The sequence below is a fragment of the Cellulomonas sp. P1_C4 genome (assembly GCF_056406355.1).
Window position 1 is genome coordinate 1 of record NZ_JBFUAI010000021.1, and the last position, 25309, is coordinate 25309.

A 25309-nucleotide genomic window follows, 5' to 3' on the forward strand; every position below is an offset into this window, starting at 1 on the left:
CTGCGGGGCCGGAGCCGGCGGCCGCGCGGGTCCCGGCGCGAGCTCGCCACGCAGCAGGGCGAGGTGCGCCTGCGCGACGACGGGCGACGGGTCGGTGCCGTACCGGTCGGCCAGCTCGTCCCGCACCTGCTCGACCACGGCGAGGGCCTCGGCGTCGCGCCCCTGCGCCGCCAGCACGCGCACCAGGAGGGCGACGAGCGGCTCGTCGGGCGGGGTCCGCAGCGCGCACCGGCGCAGGTCCTCGACCATGTCGTCGACCTGGCCGAGCGCCAGGCCCGCCTGCGCCTGCAGCCGCACGACGTCGGCGAGCAGGTGCGCCGTGGCGGCGTCGTCCAGGTCCGGGACCGCGGGCACGAGGTCACGGGCGTCCCGGCCGAGGTCCCGGGCGCGTGCCGCGTCGCCGTCGCGCAGCGCGTCCCGGCCGCGGGCGAGCAGGTCCTCGGCGTCGACGACGTCGATCCGCAGGCCGTCGGTCGGCAGCCGGTAGCCGCCCGGCGCCGCCTCGATGGCGAACCCGAGCCGCCGCGCGCGCGAGACGAGCGCCTGCACCGCGCCGGCGGCGTCGTCGGGCGGGACGCCCTCCCAGACGTCCTCGACGAGCGCCGCGGAGGACACGGCGCGGCCGCGGGCGTCGACGAGCGCCCCGACGAGCGCGACCAGGCGGTCCCCGCGGACGGGGCGGCCGTCGACGGCGAGCGCCCCGAGCGTCGTGATCTGCACGGGGACAGCATCGCGCACGGGGGCGACACGGGGAGCGCCCGGGGGCCGGGACGCCGCCGTCTGGACCGTTCGGGTGCATGTCCGGACGCTCTTCGGCCGCCCGTCTGGCGTGTCGCGGCGGGCGTTCCCGACGAACCGGGCGCCGCGGGTGTGGACTGCCATGTGGAGTGGCCTGTGGGTGCCGGATGAGTGCCTGTGGATGCCTGTGCACGGCCCCGCATCGACGCTGGTCGGGGGCCGTGTCAGTGGTCGGCGGTAGCCTGGAACTTCTCCACAGGGTGAAGAATGACACGCTTGTCACTACAACCCCTAGTGGTCCATTGCGTGTGGGACCCCTAGGTGTAGTGTCTAGTCACGACGCAGTGGGGGAACCGGCTCCTAGGCTTTATGTCCGATTCGGGCCCGGTTCATCTCTCGCATCCGGCCCGGAGACGGGCCCACCAGCATCAGGAAGAACGCTTCGCGAACGCTCCGGGGGGAGCTTCCGCAGGCAGGACGAGCGGACAGGACATTGGGGAGCCCACGATGACGATCACGGTCTACAGCAAGCCGGCGTGCGTGCAGTGCAACGCGACCTACCGCGCGCTCGACAAGCTCGACGCCGAGTACACGGTCGTGGACATCAGCGAGGACGCCGACGCGCGTGACTACGTCATGTCGCTCGGTCACCTGCAGGCTCCCGTCGTGATCGTCGACGGCGAGCACTGGTCGGGCTACCGCCCGGACCGCATCAAGGCGCTCGCCGACCGCCTGGCCACCGCGGTCGCCTGACGGTCGCAGGGCGATCGCCCTGCACAGACTCCCCGGGCCGGCGCTGGTGACTGCCGCGCCGGCTCGGCGGGCTCGCCGCAGCGACAGCACGACCCGAGCGAGGGGATCCGACCGATGAGCTCCCTGGTCTACTTCTCCTCCGCCTCGGACAACACCCACCGATTCGTGCAGAAGCTCGGTCTGCCGGCCCAGCGCATCCCGTTGCGGCCGACAGACCCGTTCCTGCACGCCTCGGAGCCCTACGTGCTGATCCTGCCGACGTACGGCGGAGGCAACGAGGGTGGCGCAGTACCCCGGCAGGTCATCAAGTTCCTCAACGACGAGGACAACCGTGCGCTGATCCGCGGCGTCATCGCGGCCGGCAACACCAACTTCGGCGAGGCCTACTGCATCGCAGGGGACATCATCGCGGCCAAGTGCCGGGTCCCCTACCTGTACGGGTTCGAGCTCATGGGAACGAACGAGGACGTCACAGCCGTCCGTGAGGGATTGGGAAGATTTTGGCAGCGACAGTCGCAGATACCCGCGTAGAGACGTCGGGACTGGATTACCACGCCCTCAACGCCATGCTGAACTTGTATGGCGCGAACGGCGAGATCCAGTTCGACAAGGACCGTGAGGCGGCGCGGGCGTACTTCCTGCAGCACGTCAACCAGAACACGGTCTTCTTCCACGACCTCAACGAGAAGCTCGACTACCTCGTGGAGAACAAGTACTACGACCCCGAGGTCCTCGCGCAGTACGACCGCGCGTTCATCAAGACCTTGTTCGAGTACGCGTACTCCAAGAAGTTCCGCTTCCAGACGTTCCTCGGCGCATTCAAGTACTACACGTCGTACACGTTGAAGACGTTCGACGGGAAGCGGTACCTCGAGCGCTTCGAGGACCGGGTCTGCATGGTCGCCCTCGCGCTGGCGGAGGGGAACCAGGACTTCGCGATCTCCCTGGTCGACGAGATCGTCTCCGGCCGCTTCCAGCCGGCGACGCCCACGTTCCTCAACCTCGGCAAGGCGCAGCGCGGCGAGCCCGTCTCCTGCTTCCTGCTGCGCATCGAGGACAACATGGAGTCGATCGCGCGCGGCATCAACTCCGCCCTGCAGCTGTCCAAGCGCGGCGGCGGGGTGGCGCTCCTGCTCAGCAACATCCGTGAGCACGGCGCGCCCATCAAGCACATCGAGAACCAGAGCTCCGGCGTCATCCCCGTGATGAAGCTGCTCGAAGACTCGTTCTCGTACGCCAACCAGCTGGGTGCCCGCCAGGGTGCCGGCGCCGTGTACCTGCACGCGCACCACCCGGACATCTACCGGTTCCTCGACACCAAGCGCGAGAACGCCGACGAGAAGATCCGCATCAAGACGCTCTCGCTCGGCGTCGTCATCCCGGACATCACGTTCGAGCTGGCCAAGAAGAACGAGCCGATGTACCTCTTCTCGCCGTACGACGTCGAGCGCGTGTACGGGGTGCCCTTCGCGGACATCAACGTCACCGAGAAGTACTACGAGATGGTCGACGACGCGCGGATCAAGAAGACCAAGATCAGCGCCCGCGAGTTCTTCCAGACGCTGGCGGAGCTGCAGTTCGAGTCCGGCTACCCGTACGTGATGTTCGAGGACACGGTGAACCGGGCCAACCCGATCGCCGGCAAGATCACGCACTCGAACCTGTGCTCGGAGATCCTGCAGGTCTCGACCCCGTCGGAGTACAACGAGGACCTCTCGTACAAGACGGTCGGCCGCGACATCTCCTGCAACCTCGGCTCGATGAACATCGCGCTGTCGATGGACTCGCCCGACTTCGGCAAGTCCGTCGAGGTGGCCATCCGCGCGCTGACCGGCGTCTCCGACCAGACGGACATCGAGTCGGTCCCGTCCATCAAGAAGGCGAACGCCGGCGGGCACGCCATCGGCCTCGGCCAGATGAACCTGCACGGCTACCTGGCGCGCGAGCGCATCTTCTACGGGTCCGACGAGGGCCTCGACTTCACGAACATCTACTTCTACACGGTGGCGTACCACGCGATCCGTGCCTCGAACCTGCTCGCGCAGGAGCGGAAGCAGAAGTTCTACGGCTTCGAGGACTCCAAGTACGCGACCGGCGAGTACTTCGAGAAGTACATCGAGAAGGAGTGGAAGCCGAAGACGGCTCGCATCGAGGCACTGTTCGCCGAGGCCGGCGTGCACATCCCGACGCAGGACGACTGGCGCGCACTCGCCGAGCTCGTCAAGGAGCACGGCATCTACAACCAGAACCTCCAGGCCGTCCCGCCCACCGGGTCGATCTCGTACATCAACCACTCGACGAGCTCGATCCACCCGATCGCGTCGAAGATCGAGATCCGCAAGGAAGGCAAGATCGGCCGCGTCTACTACCCGGCGCCGTTCATGACGAACGACAACCTGGAGTACTACCAGGACGCGTACGAGATCGGCTACGAGAAGGTCATCGACACCTACGCCGAGGCGACGCAGCACGTCGACCAGGGCCTGTCGCTGACCCTCTTCTTCAAGGACACGGCGACCACGCGTGACCTGAACAAGGCGCAGATCTACGCCTGGCGCAAGGGCATCAAGACGATCTACTACATCCGCCTGCGCCAGCTGGCACTCGAGGGCACCGAGGTCGAGGGCTGCGTCTCGTGCATGCTCTGACCCTCACGCCGAACCTGAACGACACGAAGGAAGCAATCCGATGAGCGAGAAGCTCAAGCTCGTCAGCCGCGTCTCGGCGATCAACTGGAACCGCCTCGACGACGACAAGGACGCGGACGTCTGGGACCGCCTCGTCGGCAACTTCTGGCTGCCGGAGAAGGTCCCGGTGTCCAACGACGTGCAGTCGTGGGCCACGCTGACGGAGCAGGAGAAGACGCTCACCATGCGCGTCTTCACCGGCCTGACGCTGCTGGACACCATCCAGGGCACGGTCGGCGCGGTCTCGCTGATCCCCGACGCGATCACGCCGCACGAGGAGGCCGTCTACACGAACATCGCGTTCATGGAGTCGGTGCACGCCAAGTCGTACAGCTCGATCTTCTCGACGCTGTGCTCCACCAAAGAGATCGACGAGGCGTTCCGCTGGTCGGAGGAGAACGCGAACCTGCAGCGCAAGGCCGAGATCGTCATGGAGTACTACCGCGGCGACTCGCCCCTGAAGCGCAAGGTGGCCAGCACGCTCCTGGAGTCCTTCCTGTTCTACTCGGGCTTCTACCTGCCGATGTACTGGTCGAGCCGCGCCAAGCTCACCAACACGGCCGACCTCATCCGCCTGATCATCCGCGACGAGGCCGTGCACGGTTACTACATCGGCTACAAGTACCAGAAGGGCCTCGAGAAGCTGTCGGCGGCCGAGAAGGCGGAGCTCAAGGACTACACGTTCGAGCTCCTCTTCGAGCTGTACGACAACGAGGTCGAGTACACGCAGGACCTCTACGACGGGGTCGGCCTGACCGAGGACGTCAAGAAGTTCCTGCGCTACAACGCCAACAAGGCGCTGATGAACCTCGGCTACGAGTCGCTCTTCCCGCGCGACGAGACCGACGTGAACCCTGCGATCCTGTCGGCCCTGTCGCCGAACGCCGACGAGAACCACGACTTCTTCTCCGGGTCCGGCTCGTCGTACGTCATCGGCAAGGCCGTCAACACCGAGGACGACGACTGGGACTTCTGACCCGTCCGCCGGGTGCACACGAACGGCCGACCCTCTCGGGGGTCGGCCGTTCGGTCGTTCTGGGCCGTAGGCCGACTCTCGACCTTGCATGTCGACGGCGAAGGTTGCACACCCAGCACTGACGAGCGCTGCGTCGCTGAGGCGGCCCCTGGACAGCCACGCCACGAGAGCTTCCGTGCTCGCGACCTGGTCGCCGTAGGTGCGCCTGGCGGAGGGCACGGGCTACACCGTCACGACGACCTTCGCGCGGGCGTGCTCGACCTCGAGGTAGCGCAGGCCGTCGGCGGCCGAGGACAGGTCGAACGTCCGGTCGATGGCGGGGACGACGGTGCCCGCCTCCGCGAGCTCCCGCAGCGTGTCGAGGTGCACGGCGCCCGGCTCCGTCCGGAGCACGACGATCGTCTGCCGGATGAACGGCGCCATCGCCGTGCTCCGCACCAGCAGGCCGATGGGTCCGAGGAGCGTGCCGCCCTCGAAGACGCCGCCGCCGGACAGGATCAGCGTCCCCCTCGGCGTCAGGGCGCGGCGCAGGTCCCGCAGGGACCGGTTGGCGACGAGGTCGAGCAGGACGTCGTAGCGGTGCCCCGCCCGCATGGGGTCGTCGCGCGTGTAGTCGATCACGTGATCCGCACCCAGGGACCGCGCCAGCTCGACGTTGCGGGTGCTGCACACGGCGGTGACCTCGGCCCCGAGCGCCTTGGCGATCTGCACGGCGAACGTGCCCACCCCGCCGGACGCGCCGTTGATCAGCACGGTCTGCCCGGGCCCGACCCGGCCCGTCAGGCCCTGCAGGGCGGTCGTCGCCGCCAGCGGCATGGCCGCCGCCTGCTCGAACGTCAGGTTCGCCGGCTTGCGGGCCACCAGCCGCTCGGGCGCGCAGACGTACTCGGCGAGCGCGCCGTCGCACTCCCCGTACACCTCGTCGCCGATCCGCAGACCGACGACCCCGGCCCCGACGGCGTCGACCGTGCCGGCGAAGTCGGACCCGCGGATCGGCTCCTTCGGGGCGTGCCGGCCGAACTCGGACGAGAGGCGGGCTATGTACGGGTCGCCGCGCATGAGGTGCCAGTCGCGCGCGTTCAACGACGCCGCGCGCACCCGCACGCGGACCTCGCCGTCGGCGGGCACGGGCTCGTCGACGTCCTCGAGCGCGAGCGTGTCGGCCGAGCCGTACCGCGTCTGGACGATCGCCTTCATCGGACCTCTCCCTTACGTCGTAAGGCTGGTCTGACCAGCGTGGCTTACATCGTAAGGTTGGTCAAGCCCCGAGCTGGCGGTCCAGGCCGTCGAGCAGCAGGTCGAGCCCGAACTCGAACTCCGTCTGGTCGTCGCACCAGCCCAGCGTGGAGTCCGGGTCGTCGTGCGCGACCTCGCCCAGCATCGCCGCGAGGGACGGCAGGTCGGCGGCGAGCTCGGGCGGCAGCGCCGCGGCGTCCCCGCTGCCCGGGTCGAACAGCTCCTGGGAGAACCCGAGCGCCCGGCTGCCCAGGGCGTGCAGCGCATGGTGGGTGAGGTCGTAGGAGAATCCGCCGTCGTGCAGCATCCCGACCAGGCGGTCGTGGTAGCGCACCACTTCGAGGCTCATCGCGGTCCGGGTCGCCAGCAGGCGCGGCGCCCAGCGGTGCCGGAGCAGCACCTCGCGGGCGGTCAGGATCCGCTCGCGGACGGCACTCTTCCAGCCGTCGTGGGGGGCCAGCTGATCGACGGCGTCGTTGATCTCCCGAGCGACGAGGTCGACCGCGCCGTCGAGCAGGGCGTCCTTGTTGGCGACGTGGTGGTACAGCGACATCGCCTCGGCGCCGAGCTCGTCGGCGACCCGCCGCATGGTCACCGCATCGATGCCGTGGACGTCGGCGATGGCGATCGCCGTGAGGAGCACGCGCTCCCGACTCAGCGGCAGCCTCGGCTCAGGCGCCCGCGCCGGTTCGGCCGTCAACGACACCACCCCTCTCCTCCCCGGATCGTAAGGCGCGGACCGCTGATCGCCGTTCACTACGCATCGGTCGATGTCGACCCACCGATCCTGCTGGCTAGGGGCCGCTGGCAGCCGAGCGTCCCGAGGCGCTTGGACCGGCCGCGCGTTCCTGCGCGCGAGCGTTGCACCTTCCTCGTCAGTGCACGGCAGCGAGGACGACGCCGACGCCGACGAACAGGCCGCCGAACACCCGGTTCACCGTTCGTCGGCCCGACTCCTGCGCCGTGAAGCGCACGAGCCCTCGCGCCGCGCTCGCGAACAGGAACCACATGACCACGACGTCGACCGCGACAACGGTTGCCGCGACGACGGCGTACTGCGGGACGAGCGCCCGGTCGAGCCGCACGAACTGCGGCAGGAAGGCGAGGAAGAAGACGATCGCCTTCGGGTTGGTCAGGTTGACGAGGAGCCCGCGACGGAGCATCGACCACGCGGGCTCGCGGACCAGCTGCGCGACGCCGTCGACGCCGGCGTTCGACCGGAACTGACGCACGCCGAGGTAGACGAGGTAGGCGGCGCCGACGTAGCGGATCGCATCGAATGCCACCTGCGAGCGGCTGACCAGCGCACCCACGCCGGCGGCCACGATCGCGATGTGCACCAGGAGCGCGAGCTGCTGCCCCAGGATTCCCCAGATCGACCGCGTCCACCCGGAGCCCAGCGAGTTGGACATCGTGTTGACCGCCCCTGCACCAGGCGTGCTGGAGATGACGAGGCACGCGCCAACCAGCGCCAGCCAGAGGGAGAGGCTCACTCGCCGAGCGCCGGGACGATCACGGACAGAATCATGCCGCCTCATCGGCCACGAGGCGGAATCCGACGGTCGCCGTGCCACGTCGGTCCAGGCGTCTGGCCGCCGCGTCGCCGTACGTCGACACGCGGGAGGGTCGTGCCGGCTCGCCCGACGGCGGCCGCTCCGCGCTGGTTGTTCTCCCACTGTTCGCCGCGCGGCCTTTGACCGTATATGCGGCGTCGCCAGACTCTGCACCGTGAAACCTGGCATCTCGCGCACCGTCGCGCCCCTCGCCCTCCTGGCCACCGTGAGCGCGCTGGCCATCGCGCTCCCCACAACGGCGCAGGCGGTCGAGACGCCGCCCGCCGTCCGCATCACCGAGTGGATGTACAACCCGGTCCTCTCCGCGGGGGAGTACATCGAGATCACGAACCTCGGTGCCGCCCCGGTGAGCCTCGTCGGCTGGTCGTTCGACGACGACAGCAAGGCGCCCGGGACGGTGCCACTGGACAGCCTGGGCACCCTGGCGGTCGGCGAGTCCGCGATCATCACCGAGTCCTCGGCCTCGACGTTCCGCAGCGACTGGGGTGTCGACGCAGACGTCAAGGTCCTCGGGGTCAACACCACCAACCTCGGCCGCGCCGACGAGATCAACATCTTCGACCGGCCGGACCCGGTCGCCGACCTCGTCGACCGCCTCACGTACAACGACCAGGGCACCGGCACCGTCAAGGGTCCGCGCACGCAGGGGGTCGCCGGTGTCCCCACCAGCGAGGGTGCGCTCGGTGCGAACGACGCCTCGCAGTGGCAGCTCTCGGCCGTCGGCGACGCCGAGGCGTCCCGCGCGTCGATCACCGGCGACGTCGGCTCGCCCGGCACCAGCCGTTTCGCACCGCCGGCACCGCCCGCCGAGAGCTGGAGCCAGGTCCGGATCAACGAGGTCTCGTCGGACAACGGGGCGACGCCCGTCGGCGACGCGATCGAGCTCTACAACAGCGGCGCCACGGACGTAAGCGTCGCGGGCTGGCTGCAGATCGACAGCGGTCTCGCCAGCGCGGCCACCGCGCTCTCGGCGAAGCTGCCCGACGGCACCCCGACCACCGTCGTCCCGGCGCACGGCTTCGTGTACCTCGGCTCCACCAAGGGCCTGGGCAGCGGCGGCGACGGGGTGAAGGTGTACCTGCCCGACGGTCCGAACGGGACGGCCGGCACGCTCGTCGACTCCGTCACCTACACCGCCGGGCAGGCGGGCACGGACGAGACGAGCCCGATCGGCGCCGCCTCCTACGCGCGCTGCCCCGATGGATCCGGCAGTTTCGTCTCTCTGGCGACCAAGAGCTTCGGCGCTTCGAACGCCACCGCGTGCCAGACGCCGGTCACCCCGGGCGGCGGCACGGGTGGCCCGACGCTGAACTGCCAGCCTGAGGGCCCCTCTGGGACCGGCTCGCTCCCGACAACGGCGCTCACCCCCATCGCGTGGCCGGGCTCCGCGACGGTCGCCGTCGCGGACGCCCAGTGCGCGTGGAGGACCTCGACCGGGCCGGAGGGCCGCGACATCAGCGGCCTGGTCTTCGACCCGACCGACGCGAACGTCCTCTACTCGGTAAAGAACAAGAGCTGGGTCTTCCGCCTGGTGAAGCAGAACGGGCTCTGGGTCTCCGACACCAGCAACGGCTGGGGAGCCGGCAAGGAGATCTTCTTCCCGGGCGGCACCGACCCTCTGACGAACCAGCCCGACTCCGAGGGTCTGACGGTCGGCCCGGACGGCGCGCTGTACGTCACGACCGAGCGCAACAACGCCGCGAACGACGTCCCGCTGAACTCGATCCTGCGGTTCGACCCGACGCAGGCGGGCACGCAGCTCGTCGCGACCGACCAGTGGAACCTGACGGCCGACTTCCCTGAGCTGCACGCCGGCAACAAGACCGAGGCGAACCTCGGGTTCGAGGGCGTCGCGTTCGTCCCGGACAGCTACCTGGTGGCCAACGGGTTCGTCGACGCCACCGGCGCGACCTACACGCCGAGCAGCTACCCGTTGCACGGCACCGGGCTGTACTTCGCGGCACTCGAGAACGACGGCAAGCTCTACGCCTACGCGCTCAACAGCGACCACACCTTCCACCGTGTCGCGGTCGTCGACACGGGGATGGGTCACGTCATGGACGTGCAGTACGACGCCGACGCGAAGCGGATCTGGGCCCTGTGCGACAACACCTGCGGGGTCGCGTCGACCGTGCTCAAGGTCAGCGCGACCGGCACGATCGTCCCCGACGTCGCCTACAGCAAGCCGGCGAGCCTGCCGGTGGACAACATCGAGGGCTTTGCGCTCGCGCCGAGCTCGACCTGCGTCGACGGCACGAAGGAGGTCGTCTGGTCCGACGACGGGGTGTGGGGCACCGGCGTCGGGACCCCCGGCGAAGGGCACGCGCTGTACAGCGGCCGAATCAGCTGTGACCTGGGCCTGGGCGGTCAGGGCGTGCCGGGACCGGCCGCGTGGGATCGCGGAAAGGTCTACACCACGGGCGACAAGGTCACCTACAGCGGCAAGGTGTTCCGGGCCCAGTGGTGGACCTCCGGCGAGGTCCCGGGCAGCACCGCGTACGGCTCCTGGGAGGAGCTCGCGACGGCCGCCGACGGCACCGCGATCTGGACCCCGTCGCGGGTGTTCACGACCGGCGATGTCGTGGTCTACAACGGCAAGAAGTACAAGGCGGCGTGGTGGACGCGTAACCAGGTTCCTGGCGGTGTGGGAGGCCCGTGGAGCGAGATCGCGGCACCCGTCCCGGCCGGCTCGCTCCCCGCGTGGAGCGCGGCGTCCGTCTATCTCGGCGGCGAGACGGTGACCTACCTGGGGCACACGTACCAGGCGCAGTGGTGGACGTCCGGCGTCGCCCCGGGCACCGCGTGGAGCGCCTGGAAGCTCGTCGGCTGACAGCACCGGTTCCGGCAGGGGGGCTCCACCGTGCGCGGTGGAGCCCCCTGTGTGTGTGCGGACGCCGTCGCCCCTCGGGTGCCGCGTTCGTCGGCCGTTCGGCTGTTCGGGCTGGCGCTGGTGGCGATGGATGCGTTGATGGTCTGGTGGGCCGATGCGCGCCGGCTCGGCGAGCCCTGGGCCGAGTTCTAGTGAGGCGGCCCGCCGTAATTTATGCTGCTGACCTGCGGGTAAGCCAGCGCTTCTGTGTTGTGCGTTCGTACCGAGCCGCCGCGTCAGAGCGGTCGCGGCGGGAGCGAAGTCGCTGACTCACCCGCTACCCCAGCGTGGGAACATCGCGGCGTCGACGTTGCCGGTACGTCGTGAAGACCAGCCCACTCGGGACGTGGTCGCCCCAGCATCCATCCGGGTCGGGCGCCTTCAACTGTGAGCCCATCCACAGGAGGCCCGCTAGACGCGGAGATCTCCTCTGTCGGTTCGCGGAAGTTACCCCAACCGCCGCGTTCGGCTCAAAACGCCATAAACCGGCTGAAGTTCACCCATTCAGGCAGGTGAAACCCCCTGTGAGTCCGATGTGAGCGCTGCCACGATGGCGACTAAGAGCGCCACCGCCGTGAGCTGGGAGTTCGCCATGATCCGCAGGCCCTGGCGCCGCGCACTCGCGCTCGCCGTGACCCTTGTCATTCCGTTGGCGCTGATCGCATCGTCCGCGTCCGCGGCTGACGGCGACATCCTCCTGACGCCTCCCTCGACCGAGATCTTGGCGGACGGCACACCACCGACCTGTACCGACGACGGTGTACCACCGACCATCCCGGACCTGCCTCACATGACATGGCAGGTCAACCCGGAGTTCGACGGACCCGGTGAGTACGTCCTGACCTGGTTCCCGGACGCGGGATACACCTTCGGTGCCGACCCCGACAACGTGGGTGGCTGGGGCTTGGAGCCCGACGGTGGCGCCTTGTCAGGTGCGTTCGTGGTGGAGCCCGCCATCGACCCGTGCCCGACCGAGCCGAGTCACGCTGACGTCGGGATCGACTTCAACCGCGCGACGGCCTGTGGTCAGACGGACTCGGTGTTCATCCAGTACTTCGAGGGCGGCCAGTCCACCCTTGTCGGGGCCACATTCCCCGGCTTCGACCAGACGCCCGGCACGCACACGGTGGTCTTCACCGTGATCGACGGGTACCTGTTCGCACCGAACGGCGACGACCCGGATCAGGTGGGTGTGGTCAGCGAGGACCGCAAGACCTTCGCGTTCACGTACACCCTGAACCAGCAGCCCCCTTGCCCGCCAACGACGACGATCATCCCGGTGCCCTCGCAGTTCGCCGCAGCACCGACAGCCCCGACGTGCGAACAAGCTGGTGCCCTGCCGACGTTCGGGACGGTCCCGAACGTGGCCTGGAAGATCACACCGAGCTTTCACGGTCCGGGTGCGTACGTGCTGACTGTGACGCCGAATGTCGGGTACGCATTTGAGCTGGGCAACCTGCCTGCGGGCTGGGGTGTGGAGCCAGGCGGCACCGAAATCTCCCGCACCTTGGTAGTGACGGACGCGATCGGGTTCCAGAGCGTGGACCCCTCTGCCCCGTGCTACTCGCCTTCCTTCCGGGTGTATCCCGCGACGCCCGTCGCCGATGACCAGTGCGGGACCGCCAACGACCGGTACGTCCTGCCGGCGAATACCGAGTCCATCGCCTACCGCTACGACAGGGCCGGTCACGTCATCGCAACGATCATTGCTCCGCTCACCACTTGGGGCACTTTGCCGCCCAACTGGCTGGACAACGGGCTCGAAACGGCAACCTATGTCGGTCAAAGTTCCGACTTCACGGACGTGGCCTGCGGCCCCATCGTGATCCCAGTGAAGCCGTTCCTCTCGGCGGCACCCACACCGCCGACGTGCGACACGGACGGCACCATGCCGAACTTCGATGCGGCACAGCCAGAACACTTCACGACGCAGATCGCCCCCACCTTCAACGGCCCCGGTGGGTACGTCCTCACCGTCACACCGAAGCCGGGCTACGCGTTCGACGCCAACAACCTGCCTGCGGGCTGGGGGTACGAGCCTCAGAGCGGAGCGATCTCCCGTGCGCTGACCGTTGGCGCAGCCACCCATGTCACGCAGAGCACCGACCCACAGGCCCCGTGCTTCCAGGCTGCGTCGCCCGCACCCACGCCGAGTGCCTCAGTTCCCGTGTCCCCATCACCGGCGCCCACCACGACGAGTGCAGCGATCACACCGCCGGCAACGGACGCAGGGCTCACGGCTGCGAACCGGGGGACGGTCTCAGCAACCGGCTCCTTCGTGCCAGGCGGCACCGTCACCGTGAACGTCGGCACGCAGTACGCCGGGCAGACGGAGTACGCGTTCGTCTACTCGACCCCGACCGCCCTGGGCGCACATGTCGTGTCTTCTGCGGGCACGTTCACGGTGGTCCTGCCGACCACGTTGCCTGCGGGGACGCACACCATCGCTGTCCTTGACTCGACAGGCACGGTCATCGGGTGGGTGCAGATCGCGGTGTCCGATCCGGCGGCGCTGGCTACCACTGGGAGCGAGGCGGGGGACGTGTTCCTGCTCGCTGTGCTCGTCACCGCGCTCGGGGCGTTCTTGATCCTCGAGCAGCGTCGACGTCCGCGTCTGGTCCGGGCGGCGCACGCCCGGCGGTAAGGAACCATCACAAGTCCGTCGACGACTGCGGGCCAGCCCAGGGGTCCCGGGTGCTGGCCCGCGGTCGTATTCAGTGCTCTGATGCGATCACGGTCGAGGTCGCCTGCGACGCCGTGAGTAGGTTGGCGCTGGCGCTGTACTCCAGTGACCGTGTCGAGGTGTGGGTAGCGGCGGTCGCCTGGCACACGTCCCCTACCAGCGCGAACGCCTGGTCGCCGACGCGCCACCGCGACCGCCGCGTTGGCCTTCCGGGCGCGCACCGTGGCGTCGCGCCACGAGTTGCTCCCCCGGATGCAACGTGCGGTGGTTGCATGACAGCGAACCTGGGTGACCCGCACAAGCGCATCAGCCAACACGGGGTCGGCCGTTCGGTCGTTTCCCCTAGGGACCTCCCGGACGGCTGAGCGCGCGACCCCGCGAGCGGCCGGCGCGATGGAGATGTGGCAGGCCATCGCCAGCGCCGGGTTCGGCGTGGTGTTCACCTTGATCGGCCTGGTCATGGCGTTGTCGGCACCGGCCTGGTCCGTGGTCTGGCACTTCCCGCTCGCCGGGGACCGTCTCGGTGCTCAGCATCCGGGAGCTCGGCAGGCGATCCACCGAGCGGTTAGATGAGGCAAGCCTCACCTGAATTGTGACTCTGACCTGCGAGTAAGCCGGCCCGTCCTCCCTATGCACGGGAGGCGCGACGGGTCTAGCGTCGGGAGGAATGTGCGCCCGTCCCCCACGGAGGTCGTCATGAGCACCCTGATGGACATGCCCGCCGTCGCCGAGTGTTCGGTCGCCGGTTGTTCGTACAACGACCACTCGCACTGCCACGCGGCCGCCGTGAACATCGGTGGCGTCGGCGGAGACGCGCAGTGCACCACGTTCTTCCCGCTCAGCACCAAGGGCGGCCTCGACAAGGTCATCACCCACGTCGGCGCCTGCCAGCGCGCCGAGTGCGTGCACAACTCGGCGCTCGAGTGCGCTGCCGAGTCCATCCGCGTCGGAGCGGGTCACGAAGAGGCCGACTGCCTGACCTTCGCCCCCCGCTGATCCCACGAGCGACACGACGGCCGCCCCGGAGACCGCGGCGGCCGTCGTCGTGTCTGGCATCAGGGGTGCGTCGCGACCTCGACAAGGTCGCGGATGAGCACGGCGGCGGCGGGCACCAGCTCGCGCTCGCCGGGCACCAGGGACGGGTCCTTGGCGCGCAGCGCGGCCGCGTCGTCCAGGGCGGCGAGCGGGTCGACATCCGTCGCCTGCAGGAACGCGGCGAGCAGGGCGCGGGCCGCCTGCGAGTAGACGCCGCCGGCGTCGACCGCCACCTCGGCGATGATCAGCGCGGTGAGCGAGACGTCGAGCTCGGCGGTGCCGGTGCGCGCGTTGGCCCAGTCGACCAGCGCGGGTCCGTGGCTCTCGGTGAGGATCACGTTCCCGGGGTGCAGGTCGAGGTGCATGATGGCCGGCCCGGAGCTGACCAGGGGCCACGAGTCGGGCTCGTCCGGCCCCCAGTTGTGGGGCGGGGTGATGGCGTGCAGGCGGGCATGCAGGTCCGTGAGGATCGCGGCCGCGTCGGGGATCGAGACCTCACCGGCCGCCAGCGCCTGGAGCAGGGTCGGTCCGTGCAGGCGCTCCATGACGAGGTCGGGTCCGCTCGCCTGGAGGACGGCGGGAGCGGGGAAGCCGTGCGCGACGACGTGGCGCAGGAGCTCCACCTCGGGCGAGGCGTCGCGCCCCGAGCGATAGCGGCGCAGGACGTGCTGCTCGTCGAGCGCGAAGACGTCGGCGGTCTCGCCGGCGGCGATCAGCGGGCCGGGCTCGTCGGCGGCGGCCAGCGCGGCGTCGACGGTCGGGAGGGGGTGGTCGACGGGGACGGTCGAGCGACGGTCCGGCTGCGTGGGAAGGTCGGGTGCAACGTCGTGCGGGTGGTTCTCAGCGGCCCCGGCCGCCCTCTGTTCCGAAGGCGTCGCGGGATCGCTCGGAGCGAGTCCGGCGGAGTTCATGGATCGACGGTAGACGCATTCGCCCGAGATGTCCCCCATCGACTACCAAGAGGTCCCTGACCTGCGCTTGACCTCCCGGACACCTGTCGGCGACTCGGCGGCTCAGGGTCGGGAGACCCGCTCGAGCGTCTGGAGCGCCTGCTCGTGGGTGGCCGGGAGCGCCTCTACCCAGACGCGGACCGGCTGTCGCGCGGAGGCTCGGACGTCCAGCAGCTCGCACCGCCGGGCGATCTCGAGGTGGAGCTTCTCGAGAGGCGGGTGCGGATCCTCGTCGGCGCGCGCCAGGATCGCGAACACCCCGCCGCCCAACGTCGCCATCGGGTGGCCCTCGCCGTACGTCGTGGTCAGCGCGGCACCGACCGCGGCGGACCGCGCGGCACGCGTGAAGGGGTCGACGGTGCCGACGGCCACGTCGACGAGCACGAGGTGGTGGCCGAGGTCCGCGACCGTCCGCGCGCGTTGCGTCGGGAGCGCGGCGTCGCGGTACGTCTCCGCGAGGCGGATGGCGAGGTACTGCCGGCTGGGCAGTCCCGACTCGGGGTCGAGCGCGGTGCCGAACGCCATGGTGCCGGCCTGGGCGTCGGCCCAGCCCTCGCAGAGGGAGCGCAGCACCGTCATCGGCGGCTCGTCGGCGCCGAGAGTGCGATACAGGCAGGAGAGATCGTCCATGGTCTCGCCGATGCCGACGCCGTCGTACCCGCGCGCCCGGCCGAGCTCGGCTGCCGCGAGGTCGGGATCGCCGGCGGCCAGCAGCGCGGTCGCGAGTGCGTCGACGGCGGGGTGGTACCAGTCGGCCGGGCGCAGCCAGACGGAGCCGACGCTCTCGTCGCGCCAGCGGTCCCGCAGCGCTGCTGGCAGCACCCCGTCCGGGCCCGGCAGCGCGGGCAGGGCAGCGTTTTTCGACCCTGGGTTCATCGTCACACCGGATGAGAGGCCGACAGATGTCGGCCATGACGCCGGTCTACCTCTTTTCACCCGGTGAATTTCACCCTGCTTATGTCGAAACGCCGCATATGGCAGGCTGTGCATCCGTACAGGGAAGCCGACGGGAGTGTTCGTGTCAGCAAGCGCGGAGCTCGACAGCGGGGTCGTGGGCGATGCGGAGCTCATCGCGTCTGCCCGTTCCGGCGACGCCGCCGCGCTCGGCGCGCTCTACGAACGACACTCCGGGGCTGCGTGGGTGGTCGCACGGCAGTACTCCGACTCCCCGGCCGACGCCGACGACGTCGTCGCCGACTCGTTCGCCGCGGTGTTCGGGGCGCTCCAGCGCGGCAGCGGGCCCGAATCCGCGTTCCGCGCCTATCTCTTCACGGTCGTGCGCCGGGTGGCGGGACTGCGGCGCGAGAAGGCACGTCGCGTCCAGCCGACGGACGATATCGCCGTCCTTGAGGCCGGGACGGCGCTGGCCGGGACGGCCGAGGAGCCGGCGCTCGCGGGCTTCGAGCGGGGGGTCGTCGCGCGCGCCTTCCACTCGCTGCCCGAACGGTGGCAGGCCGTGCTGTGGCACACGGAAGTCGAGGGACTCAGCCCGGCGGAGATCGCCCCGACCCTGGGACTGACCGCCAACGGTGTGGCTGCCCTGGCGTATCGCGCGCGGGAGGGCCTGCGACAGGCGTACCTGCAGGAGCACCTGCAGGATCCGCTCACCGAGGGCTGCCGGTCGGTCGCGGGCAAGCTCGGGGCATACGTGCGCGGTGGGCTGGGCACGCGCGAGACCGCGCAGGTCGACGCGCATCTGGAGACCTGCGGGATATGCCGTGGCCTGGTGCTCGAGCTCGGGGACGTCAACCACGGCATGCGCGCGGTCATCGCGCCTCTGGTGCTCGGGTTCGCGGGGCTCGCTGCGCTGGGCGGGCTGCTGCCGTTCGGCGGGGGGACCGCGGCGGGAGGCGCGGCCGCGGGTGCCGGCGGTTTCGGCACGGGCGGTGTCGGGGCTGGCGGTGGTGCGGCGGCCGCAGGCGGAGCGGCTGCCACCCCTGTTGCCGCTGGGAGCGCCGGGGCGGCTGCTGCCACCCCTGTTGCCGCTGGGAGTGCCGGGGCGGCTGCTGCCACCCCTGTCGCCGCTGGGAGTGCCGGAGCGGCTGCTGCCACCCCTGTTGCCGCTGGGAGTGCCGGAGCGGCTGCTGCCACCCCTGTCGCCGCTGCGAGCGCCGGAGCGGCTGCTGCCACCCCTGTCGCCGCTGCGAGCGCCGGAGTGGCTGCTGCCACCGGTGTCGCCGCTGCGAGCGCCGGAGCGGCCGGTACCGGGACGCTCGGGGTTGTCGTCGCCGCCGGGGCGGCTGGTGGTGCCGCCGCGGCTAGCGGCGCGGCGGCGTTCCTMGCGGCGATCCCCACKGGCGCGGCCGCGGTCGCCGTGGGCAGCGTCGCGCTGGCAGCGGTCGCCGCGGTCAGCGTGGTCCAGCTGCTCGGCGCCCCCGGCGACTCGGCCGATGCCCCGCCGACGCCGTCCTCGAGCGAGACGCCGAGCTCGGACGCTCCCGACCCGTCGTCGGCCGCGGGGGCGCTCGTGGGCCCGCAGCCCACCGACATCCCGACCATGGACTCGACCGCTATCGCGCCCATCCCGGAGCCGACGGATCTCGAGAACGCCGACGGCACCGCGCTGGACGACTCGGCCACGGGAACCGTGACCGCCGACCCGCCGATCACGCAGACGACGGACCCGGTCGTCCCGGCGGACCCGGTCGTGCCGACGGACCCGGTCGTCCCGACGGACCCGGTCGTCCCGGCGGCCCCGGTCGTCCCGACGGACCCGGTCGTCCCGACGGACCCGGTCGTGCCGACGGACCCGGTCGTGCCGACTGACCCGGTCGCCCCGACGACCCCTGGTAGACCCGACCGACCCGGTAGACCCGACCGACCCGGTCGCCCCGACCAACCCGGTCGACCCGACCCACCCGGTCGAGCCGACCCGCCCGGTCGACCCGACGGAACCGGAAGACCCGACGTACCCCGCAGGCCGTGACGGTCGAGCTCTCCCGGGCGGGCCGTCGCTCTAGGCGGGGCCCGCTGCCCGCGAACTGTCGTTCGGCCGGCACAAAAATGGCCAGGCCGTGGCGGCCGATCTCGTCGCCGCCCGCTGGCGTGACGCTGGACGGTGTGTGGCGGCTGCTGCGGGTCTCGATCGACGAGTCGTACGACCGGGAAGACGGCGTGGCCGCCTTCGACTCCCCGCGACCGGGTGGCGGGCGGGCAACTCGCTGGGCACGGACGCCAAGGCGTTCCAGCAGGTCACGCTCGCGTGCGACGTGAGCTCGCTGACCGCGACGACCAGTACCTCGTCGGGGCGATCACGCTCCGGTCCACTCCGGCCGGCGACGTCGGGGCGCCCGCGGCCGGCTGATCAGACGACGGCGGCCGTGACCGCCTCGGTCACCGGCACGTCCCCGCCGACCAGCTCGAGCACCAGCTGCGCGGACCGCGGCTCGTGGAGCAGCGCCTCCAGCACGGCCGCGACGTCCGCGCGCGGCACCGAGCCGCGCGCAACCGACGGCTCGAGCGCTACGGTCCCGACGGCGGGGTCGTCGGTGAGGGCTCCGGGGCGCAGGATCGTCCAGGCGAGCTCGCGCGCCTGCAGGTCCTGCTCGGCCGCCCGCTTGGCGACGAGGTACGCGGCGAACACCTCGTCGGTGCCGGGCGGCGGTGGCGCGCCGGCGCCCATCGACGAGACGAGCACGTACCGGCGGACGCCGGCCTGTTCGGCGCCGTCCGCCAGGAGCGCGGCCGCCGCGCGGTCGACGGAGTCCTTGCGGGCGATGCCGCTGCCCGGGCCCGCCCCGGCGGCGAACACGACTGCGTCGGCACCGGCGATCGCCTCGGCGACGTCGCGCGCGTTGGCTCGTTCGAGATCGAGCACGACCGCCTCCGCGCCGTCCGCGACGACGTCGTCGACGTGACCGAGCTGCCGGACGAGTGCGACGGGAACGTCCCCCCGCGCGCTCAGGGCGCGGGACAGGTGGCGGGCGACCTGCCCGTGGCCCCCCGCGATCGCGATGCGCATGTACTCCACGGTAGGCACGCGGACGAGGACCGGCGACCGGGGGCGCGCTGCCGGGCTCCGCAGCCCCCAACGGGGCCCGGCAGCGCTGGTCCTCAGCCGACATCCCCCGGGTCGGCGAGGACGTCGAGGAGCCGCAGGTGGCTGAGTCGGTCGCCCAGGCGGTGCACGTCGTCGGACCCGGCCGGGGCCAGTGACAGCGCGGTGTACGTGTCCGCGCCGGGGATCATCTCGGTCGCGAACTCGCGCAGCACCTCGGCCACCTCGGCCAGGTCACCCGGCGCGTGGGCGGAACCCGGCGGCAGGCTCACGTACAGGACGAGCCCGGGTTGCGGGCGGGGCAATGGGGTGGGCAGCGAGGCTGGCAGTGCCATGGGGTGTCTCCGGGGTGCGCGGTCCGCGGCGCCCGTGGACGGGCTGCGGTCTGATCGAGGGCCTGGTGGATCAGGACCGATGACACGCGCACGGATACGCGGCGACGAGGCGCGGCGCAGACGTGGTCATGACCGGACTGTCGCACGATCGCTCGCCGACACCAAGGGAGATTCGTCGGTATCCCAGGGGGTGGGACGAGCTAGACGACCCCGTACAGCCGGTCGCCCGCATCGCCGAGGCCCGGCACGATGTACGCCTTGTCGTTGAGCCGCTCGTCCACGGCCGCGACGACGACGGACACGTCGGCCCGGTCGCCCACGAACTTCTCGACGACCGCGAGCCCTTCGGGCGCGGCGAGCAGGCAGACGGCCGTCACGTCGCGCGCGCCGCGCTTCAGCAGGTAGTCGATCGCGGCGACGAGCGTGCCGCCGGTGGCGAGCATGGGGTCGAGCAGGAAGCACTGGCGACCCGAGAGGTCGTCCGGGAGCCGGTTCGCGTACGTGATGGCCTCGAGGGTCTCCTCGTCTCGCTGCATGCCGAGGAAGCCCACCTCGGCGGTGGGCAGCAGGCGGGTCATGCCGTCGAGCATGCCGAGCCCGGCGCGCAGGATGGGGACGACGATCGGGCGCGGGTCGGCCAGCTTCACCCCAGTGGTCGCGGTGACCGGCGTGACGATGTCGACGGCCTCGACGTGCACCTCGCGCGTCGCCTCGTAGGCGAGCAGTGTGACCAGCTCGTCGACCAGGAGCCGGAAGGTGGGGGACGCCGTGTTGACGTCGCGCAGGACGGTGAGCTTGTGGGCGACCAGGGGGTGGTCCGCGACGTGCAGGCGCATGTGCTCAACCTACCGGCCTCCCGCCGCTGGGTTGCGGGCTGCGGCCTGCGCGATGATGCCCCCATGACCTCGCCCGTGACCGAGCCGCGCCGTCCCGAGCAGCCGGCCGACGCGTGGGCGATGGGGCTCGCGCTCGACGAGGCCCGTCGAGCCGTTCTCACGGACGACGTCCCCGTCGGCGCGGTCGTCGTCGGGCCGCAGGGCCAGGTGGTCGGACGAGGGCGCAACACGCGCGAGGCGCACGCCGACCCGACCGGGCACGCGGAGATCCTCGCGCTGCGCTCCGCCGCGGACACCCTCGGGCGCTGGCGGCTGGACGACTGCACCCTCGTCGTGACCCTGGAGCCGTGCCTCATGTGCGCGGGCGCCACGGTGCTGGCCCGGATACCGCGGCTCGTGCTCGGCGCGTGGGACCCGAAGGCCGGGGCGTGCGGGTCGCAGTGGGACGTGGTGCGCGACCGGCGGCTCAACCACCGGGTCGAGGTGGTGGGCGGCGTGCGGGCGCAGGAGTGCGGGCTGCTGCTGCAGCGGTTCTTCGAGGCCCACCGGACCTGACTCAGCGCGGCGTCGGCAGCGTCTCGGCCAGGTCCGTCAGGGTTTCCGAGGTCCCCGCGTCGAGCGTCACCGCCGCGTACTTATCTCCGCGGGTGGCGCCCCGGTTCACGACCACCACGGGCTTGCCCGTCTGCGCCGCGTGCCGCACGAACCGCAGGCCGGACTGCACGGTCAGCGACGAGCCGGCGACCAGCAGCGCGTCGGCGGCGTCGACCATCGCGTACGCCCGCTCCACCCGCTCGCGCGGAACGTTCTCGCCGAAGTACACGATGTCGGGCTTGAGCATCCCGCCGCAGGCGCTGCAGGCGGCGACGACGAAGCCGCTGGTCTGCTCGATGACGGCGTCGGCGTCGGGCGCGATCTCGATGTCCGCGACCGCTGTGGCGAAACCCGGGTTGAGGGTGTCCAGCCGGGTGGCCAGCTCGGCGCGGGAGATCGCCGTGCCGCACGACAGGCAGCGGACGCGGTCGTACCGGCCGTGCAGGTCGATCACGTGCCTGGATCCCGCCGCCTCGTGCAGCAGGTCGACGTTCTGCGTGATCAGGCCCGTCACGACGCCGCGGGCCTCCAGCGCCGCGAGCGCCCGGTGCCCGGCGTTCGGCATCGTCCGGTGCACGTGCCGCCACCCGACGTGGTTGCGGGCCCAGTAGTGCCGGCGGAAGGCCTCGTCGCCCGTGAACTGCTGGAACGTCATCGGGGTGCGCGGCGGGGAGTCCGGCCCGCGGTAGTCGGGGATGCCGGAGTCCGTCGAGACCCCCGCGCCCGTGAGCGCCGCAAGACGGTGGCCGGCGAGCACCTCGACGACGTCGGCCAGAGAGCCGGCGGTCATCGGGACGGCGTCGGGGGTAGTGCTCACCGGTCCACCGTACGACGCCGATTCGGAGGCAGGGCCCTCGACCAGGTACCCTTCTCGCCGAGGTAGCGTGTCCGAGCGGCCTAAGGAGCACGCCTCGAAAGCGTGTGTGGGTGAAAGTCCACCGTGGGTTCAAATCCCACCGCTACCGCCAGTCGAAGGGCCCCACCCGCAGGATCCTGCGCGTGGGGCCCTTCGTCGTTCCTCGGTCATTGAAAACTCGCCGGACTCGCCGACGAGCCCGGCGCCGCGGGGAGCGCGGCAGGATGATCGTGCTGTGAACGCCGAGGAAGCGAGCGTGACGATCGATCGGGCCGATGCCACCGCCCTGATCGGAGTCTTGGCGAACATCGCCGGCCATGCGGCCGCCGGCGATGTGACGCCGGAAGCGATGGCGCACCTGCAACGACGTCTGGCTGCCGACCTCGGCGTCCGCACCTCGGCGTCCCTCGATGAGCTGCTGAGCATGATCAATCAACGCCTCCGGCGCGCGCTGGAAGAGCCCGCGTAGTCGGGAGCTCACAGCCTCGAAGTGTCCCCACCCGCTGAGAGGTAGGGAGACGATGCATTTACGCCGCCGACCCGGGCGCGACGGCCAGTCCCGGTCGGTCGCACTCGAGCTCGAGCAGCAGTCCCGCCCAGCCGCCGGTCAGGACGTCCACAGGCTGCGCGACGTCGGTCCCCAGTCGCGCGGCGACGTCGCGGGCGGCCGCCAACGAGGATCGCCGACCGGTCCGGGCGTGGGCGGCGAGCGCCCGGTGTGCCCGGTGGAGCGGGCCGGCCGCCGTCGGGGTCGGCGGTGCGGCGTGGCCGCTGCGGGCCGACCACAGCAGCGCGAGGTCGAAGGCGAGCGGGTCGCCGGTGAGGGTGGCCACGCGGTCGAGGAACCAGGCGACGTGAGCGGCGCGGGTGGCGTCGGCCATCGACCACGCCGGTCCGTCGACGTCCAGCGACCGCAGGACGCGGCGCAGGTCGCGCGGCTCCGGGGTTGGTTCGGTGTCGGTCGCGACGAAGGCGTCGCGGAACGTCCGCAGCGAGGCGTACCGGCGCGTCGGATCCGTCGACAGTGCCCGGCGCAGGACGCGCTCGAGCGCAGGCTGGGCCACGGCACCGACCGCGACGAACGGGCGCGGCCGGTCCTCGACGAGCCGGCGCAGAGCCTCGTCGCGCTCGCACGCGAGGTCGAGCGGCGCGGCGCCGGCCACGAGGCGGAAGACCATGGCCGCCACCGCGTACTGCTCGGCGGCGGCGTCGAGCGGGGGCGTCGGTGTGCCGGCGCGGAGAGCCGCTGCGGCCGACGGGTCGAGGTACTCGCCGCCGCCCGGGCGGGGCGGGGGTGCGGAGCCCGTGCTTGCGAGCCCGAAGTCGACCAGCGTCACGCGGCCGTCGGGACCGACCAGCACGTTGCCGGGGTGGACGTCGCCGTGCAGGACGCCGCGACCGTGCAGGGCGACGTAGGCGTCGAGGACCGCGGTGGCAACGCGTCGTCGTCCGTCGTCGTCGGCCATCAGGACCGCGAGGTCCGCCGGGTCACCGTCGACCTCGTCGAGCACCAGCGTGCCGCCGGTGGGCGARAGCTCGTGCCACAGGAGCCGCGGGGCGACCGAGCCGCCGAGCATGTTCAGCGCGGCGAGCTCGCGCGCGACCAGGCCGGGGCCGTGCACCTCGTCGTCGACGACCTTGACCACGACCCGCGTGCCGTCCGGCAGCACCGCCCGCCAGATCTCGCTGTCGCGCAGCACGCGGATGCGGGACGTGATCGTGGCCGGCCCGACGCGCTCGCCGATCCGGTGCCGGTCGTGCAGGGCGTCGGCGGTCGACGTGCCGTCGGCCACGAGGATGTCGCTGCGGGTCAGCGCGACCAGGACGCCGAACGACTCGTCCAGCGTCCTCATCGGGTCCGCGCCGACCTCGGCGGCGTACGCCAGGACGGCCTCGACCAGCGTGGACGGCTGCCGGAAGTGCTCGAGCAGTGCCATCGCGTCGACGGACAGGAGCTGCGGTGGGACGCGGCTGCCGCGCCGCGCGACGAGCACCTCGTCGTCGTCGGGCATCGGCACCGACTCCACGTCGCCGTGCAGGACGTAGCGGAGCTCGGCGGCGGTCATGCGGGCACCCGGCTGTCGGGCTGCCACGTCACGACGTCGACGGCGGCGGCGAGCGACGCCAGCGCATCGTCGGCAACCCGTGCGTGCGGGGCGTCGGGTCCGAGGGTCGCGCGCCGGTCGACCAGCGACTCGGCGACGGTGCGGCACAGGACCGCGCGCCAGCTCTGCCGGCCCTGGTCGCGGCCGCGGGAGACGATGCCGGTGGCGCCGACCTGGCCGGTGAACGGCACGCCCTGCGCCTCGAGCCCGCCGAGCGCGTCCGCGAGGACGGCGGCGCACTCGTCGGCCCGCTGCGCCGACGGGAGGTAGAGCACGATCTTGTCCGCCCGGTGCAGCCCGGCGGCGTCGGCACCGACCTTCCACGACGGCACCTCGAGCGCGACGGCGGTGGCGAAGACGACCGGCAGCGCCTCGGGCAGGCAGGGGAGTGTGGGGCTGACGTAGACCTTGTGCACCTGCGTCGACGTGTCGGTGCCCGCCGCGGTCCACCCGTTCCAGTGCTCGGTCCGGGACTTGTCGTAGTGCTCCAGCGCGCCCGCCACGGACCGCTCGGCGCGGTCGACGAGGAAGCGCGGCAGGCGGGGGTCCTCGCGGGGGTCGAGCGCCGTGCCGCCGGACCGGTAGAGGACGGCGGTGAGCTCGTCCTGACCGACCCACCCGGCGAGCGCCGCCGCCCGGACGACCGCGGTGCGGGTCATCCGGGCGAGGCGCCCGCCGGGCGGCGTCGACATCGGTCAGCCCTTGAGGACGGACGTCGCGTAGGAGAGGTCCTCCGCGGACGGCTTCATGGCCTCGATCTGCTGCTCGACGGCCCGCAGCGTCACCGTGAGCGTCTCGCGCACTTGCTGCAGGTCCGCCTCCTGGAGCCGGCCGACCGGCGTGACGATCGGGGTGATCGACGTCGGGATCGTGTAGAGCGTGGTGTCGTCGGCGGGCAGGAAGACGCCGCCGCCGCCGCGTGCCTGCACCTGGGCGATCTGCGGCGACAGTGCCGCGACGCGGATGATCGGCGAGGTCTCGGGGACCGTCGGCGGGTTGGTCAGCTTGTCGTGCCACGGGAACTTCGGCACGCGCTGGACGTACAGGTCTTTCACGTAGAACCCCATGGTTACCCCTCCCAGGTT

The 25309-nt window shown here is 71.2% G+C and carries 24 protein-coding genes and 1 tRNA gene; 12 read left to right on the top strand and 13 right to left on the bottom strand.

The genetic code is table 11. From position 1 onward, the window contains the following. On the bottom strand, nucleotides 1-720 hold a 720-nt coding region (locus AC1DYZ_RS16405), incomplete at its 3' end, for an AfsR/SARP family transcriptional regulator (RefSeq protein ID WP_477066212.1). Between the two features lie 525 nt (nucleotides 721-1245). On the opposite strand from AC1DYZ_RS16405, the gene nrdH reads away from it, so the two are divergent. The 4 genes from nrdH (at nucleotide 1246) to nrdF (ending at nucleotide 5154) form a co-directional block, all read left to right on the top strand. Further along, nucleotides 1246-1491, top strand: a complete 246-nt coding sequence (gene nrdH, locus AC1DYZ_RS16410; protein WP_370503192.1) for a glutaredoxin-like protein NrdH — start codon at nucleotides 1246-1248, stop codon at nucleotides 1489-1491. Nucleotides 1492-1605: 114 nt separating this feature from the next. Then, nucleotides 1606-2022 carry a class Ib ribonucleoside-diphosphate reductase assembly flavoprotein NrdI gene (gene nrdI / locus AC1DYZ_RS16415; protein WP_477066213.1) on the top strand — a complete coding sequence of 139 codons (417 nt, stop codon included), beginning with the start codon at nucleotides 1606-1608 and terminating at the stop codon, nucleotides 2020-2022. Beyond that, nucleotides 1992-4139: a class 1b ribonucleoside-diphosphate reductase subunit alpha gene (gene nrdE / locus AC1DYZ_RS16420; RefSeq protein ID WP_456825131.1), complete on the top strand. Its 2148-nt coding sequence runs from the start codon at nucleotides 1992-1994 to the stop codon at nucleotides 4137-4139. Before nrdI ends, nrdE begins: the two co-directional genes overlap by 31 nt. Before the next feature lie 40 nt (nucleotides 4140-4179). Next, nucleotides 4180-5154 carry a class 1b ribonucleoside-diphosphate reductase subunit beta gene (nrdF, locus tag AC1DYZ_RS16425; protein ID WP_477066214.1) on the top strand — a complete coding sequence of 325 codons (975 nt, stop codon included), beginning with the start codon at nucleotides 4180-4182 and terminating at the stop codon, nucleotides 5152-5154. A 222-nt stretch (nucleotides 5155-5376) separates the two neighbouring features. Here the strand turns inward: nrdF and AC1DYZ_RS16430 are convergent, their stop codons facing one another. The 3 genes from AC1DYZ_RS16430 to AC1DYZ_RS16440 form a co-directional block, all read right to left on the bottom strand. Then, complete coding sequence (locus AC1DYZ_RS16430; RefSeq protein ID WP_477066215.1) at nucleotides 5377-6351, bottom strand: NAD(P)-dependent alcohol dehydrogenase; 975 nt, start codon at nucleotides 6349-6351, stop codon at nucleotides 5377-5379. 61 nt (nucleotides 6352-6412) lie between these two features. Beyond that, nucleotides 6413-7096, bottom strand: a complete 684-nt coding sequence (locus AC1DYZ_RS16435) for a TetR/AcrR family transcriptional regulator (RefSeq protein ID WP_477066216.1) — start codon at nucleotides 7094-7096, stop codon at nucleotides 6413-6415. Between the two features lie 169 nt (nucleotides 7097-7265). Further along, nucleotides 7266-7883, bottom strand: coding sequence for a LysE family transporter (locus tag AC1DYZ_RS16440; RefSeq protein WP_477066217.1), 618 nt, complete (start codon nucleotides 7881-7883; stop codon nucleotides 7266-7268). Between the two features lie 235 nt (nucleotides 7884-8118). Here AC1DYZ_RS16440 and AC1DYZ_RS16445 point away from each other — a divergent pair, with 235 nt between their 5' ends. The 4 genes from AC1DYZ_RS16445 to AC1DYZ_RS16460 all read left to right on the top strand — a co-directional run bounded on the left by AC1DYZ_RS16445 (nucleotide 8119) and on the right by AC1DYZ_RS16460 (nucleotide 14512). Further along, entirely contained in the window at nucleotides 8119-10794 is a 2676-nt protein-coding gene (locus AC1DYZ_RS16445) for a carbohydrate-binding protein (RefSeq protein WP_477066218.1), read from the top strand. Between the two features lie 51 nt (nucleotides 10795-10845). Beyond that, a complete protein-coding gene (locus tag AC1DYZ_RS16450; RefSeq protein WP_477066219.1) occupies nucleotides 10846-10986 on the top strand; it encodes a hypothetical protein in 141 nt (46 codons plus the stop codon). A 421-nt stretch (nucleotides 10987-11407) separates the two neighbouring features. After that, nucleotides 11408-13477, top strand: a complete 2070-nt coding sequence (locus AC1DYZ_RS16455) for a hypothetical protein (RefSeq protein ID WP_477066220.1) — start codon at nucleotides 11408-11410, stop codon at nucleotides 13475-13477. 735 nt (nucleotides 13478-14212) lie between these two features. Continuing rightward, nucleotides 14213-14512, top strand: coding sequence for a DUF1540 domain-containing protein (locus AC1DYZ_RS16460; protein ID WP_456825128.1), 300 nt, complete (start codon nucleotides 14213-14215; stop codon nucleotides 14510-14512). A 59-nt stretch (nucleotides 14513-14571) separates the two neighbouring features. On the opposite strand, the gene AC1DYZ_RS16465 is transcribed toward AC1DYZ_RS16460, so the two are convergent. Both AC1DYZ_RS16465 and AC1DYZ_RS16470 read right to left on the bottom strand, forming a co-directional pair. Further along, nucleotides 14572-15462 (bottom strand): phosphotransferase, encoded by an 891-nt coding sequence (locus AC1DYZ_RS16465; RefSeq protein WP_477066221.1) that lies wholly within the window; start codon nucleotides 15460-15462, stop codon nucleotides 14572-14574. A gap of 102 nt (nucleotides 15463-15564) precedes the next feature. Beyond that, nucleotides 15565-16377, bottom strand: coding sequence for a hypothetical protein (locus AC1DYZ_RS16470; protein WP_477066222.1), 813 nt, complete (start codon nucleotides 16375-16377; stop codon nucleotides 15565-15567). Between the two features lie 142 nt (nucleotides 16378-16519). On the opposite strand from AC1DYZ_RS16470, the gene AC1DYZ_RS16475 reads away from it, so the two are divergent. Further along, a complete protein-coding gene (locus AC1DYZ_RS16475) occupies nucleotides 16520-18427 on the top strand; it encodes a sigma-70 family RNA polymerase sigma factor (RefSeq protein WP_477066223.1) in 1908 nt (635 codons plus the stop codon). Between the two features lie 378 nt (nucleotides 18428-18805). Here AC1DYZ_RS16475 and AC1DYZ_RS16480 read toward each other — a convergent pair whose 3' ends face one another. The 3 genes from AC1DYZ_RS16480 to upp form a co-directional block, all read right to left on the bottom strand. Continuing rightward, on the bottom strand, nucleotides 18806-19462 hold the full coding sequence (locus AC1DYZ_RS16480) for an SDR family oxidoreductase (RefSeq protein WP_477066224.1): 657 nt from the start codon (nucleotides 19460-19462) through the stop codon (nucleotides 18806-18808). 92 nt (nucleotides 19463-19554) lie between these two features. Next, nucleotides 19555-19833, bottom strand: a complete 279-nt coding sequence (locus AC1DYZ_RS16485) for a hypothetical protein (RefSeq protein WP_477066225.1) — start codon at nucleotides 19831-19833, stop codon at nucleotides 19555-19557. A 200-nt stretch (nucleotides 19834-20033) separates the two neighbouring features. Beyond that, on the bottom strand, nucleotides 20034-20669 hold the full coding sequence (upp, locus tag AC1DYZ_RS16490; RefSeq protein WP_456825123.1) for a uracil phosphoribosyltransferase: 636 nt from the start codon (nucleotides 20667-20669) through the stop codon (nucleotides 20034-20036). Between the two features lie 63 nt (nucleotides 20670-20732). Here upp and AC1DYZ_RS16495 point away from each other — a divergent pair, with 63 nt between their 5' ends. Continuing rightward, nucleotides 20733-21224 (top strand): nucleoside deaminase, encoded by a 492-nt coding sequence (locus AC1DYZ_RS16495; RefSeq protein ID WP_477066226.1) that lies wholly within the window; start codon nucleotides 20733-20735, stop codon nucleotides 21222-21224. A 1-nt stretch (nucleotide 21225) separates the two neighbouring features. On the opposite strand, the gene AC1DYZ_RS16500 is transcribed toward AC1DYZ_RS16495, so the two are convergent. Continuing rightward, entirely contained in the window at nucleotides 21226-22053 is an 828-nt protein-coding gene (locus AC1DYZ_RS16500; RefSeq protein ID WP_477066284.1) for an NAD-dependent protein deacetylase, read from the bottom strand. Nucleotides 22054-22141: 88 nt separating this feature from the next. On the opposite strand from AC1DYZ_RS16500, the gene AC1DYZ_RS16505 reads away from it, so the two are divergent. Further along, nucleotides 22142-22231 (top strand) — tRNA-Ser (locus AC1DYZ_RS16505). Nucleotides 22232-22354: 123 nt separating this feature from the next. Beyond that, nucleotides 22355-22588: a hypothetical protein gene (locus AC1DYZ_RS16510; protein WP_477066227.1), complete on the top strand. Its 234-nt coding sequence runs from the start codon at nucleotides 22355-22357 to the stop codon at nucleotides 22586-22588. Between the two features lie 58 nt (nucleotides 22589-22646). On the opposite strand, the gene AC1DYZ_RS16515 is transcribed toward AC1DYZ_RS16510, so the two are convergent. From AC1DYZ_RS16515 to AC1DYZ_RS16525, 3 genes are read right to left on the bottom strand one after another with little or no spacing between them, the layout of a single operon-like run. Further along, the gene (locus AC1DYZ_RS16515) at nucleotides 22647-24185 is read right to left on the bottom strand and encodes an AarF/UbiB family protein (RefSeq protein WP_477066228.1); all 1539 of its coding nucleotides are present in this window, start codon (nucleotides 24183-24185) and stop codon (nucleotides 22647-22649) included. Then, a complete protein-coding gene (locus AC1DYZ_RS16520) occupies nucleotides 24182-24916 on the bottom strand; it encodes a hypothetical protein (protein ID WP_477066229.1) in 735 nt (244 codons plus the stop codon). Before AC1DYZ_RS16520 ends, AC1DYZ_RS16515 begins: the two co-directional genes overlap by 4 nt. Before the next feature lie 3 nt (nucleotides 24917-24919). Then, nucleotides 24920-25291: a hypothetical protein gene (locus tag AC1DYZ_RS16525; protein WP_477066230.1), complete on the bottom strand. Its 372-nt coding sequence runs from the start codon at nucleotides 25289-25291 to the stop codon at nucleotides 24920-24922. Nucleotides 25292-25309 lie beyond the last annotated feature (18 nt).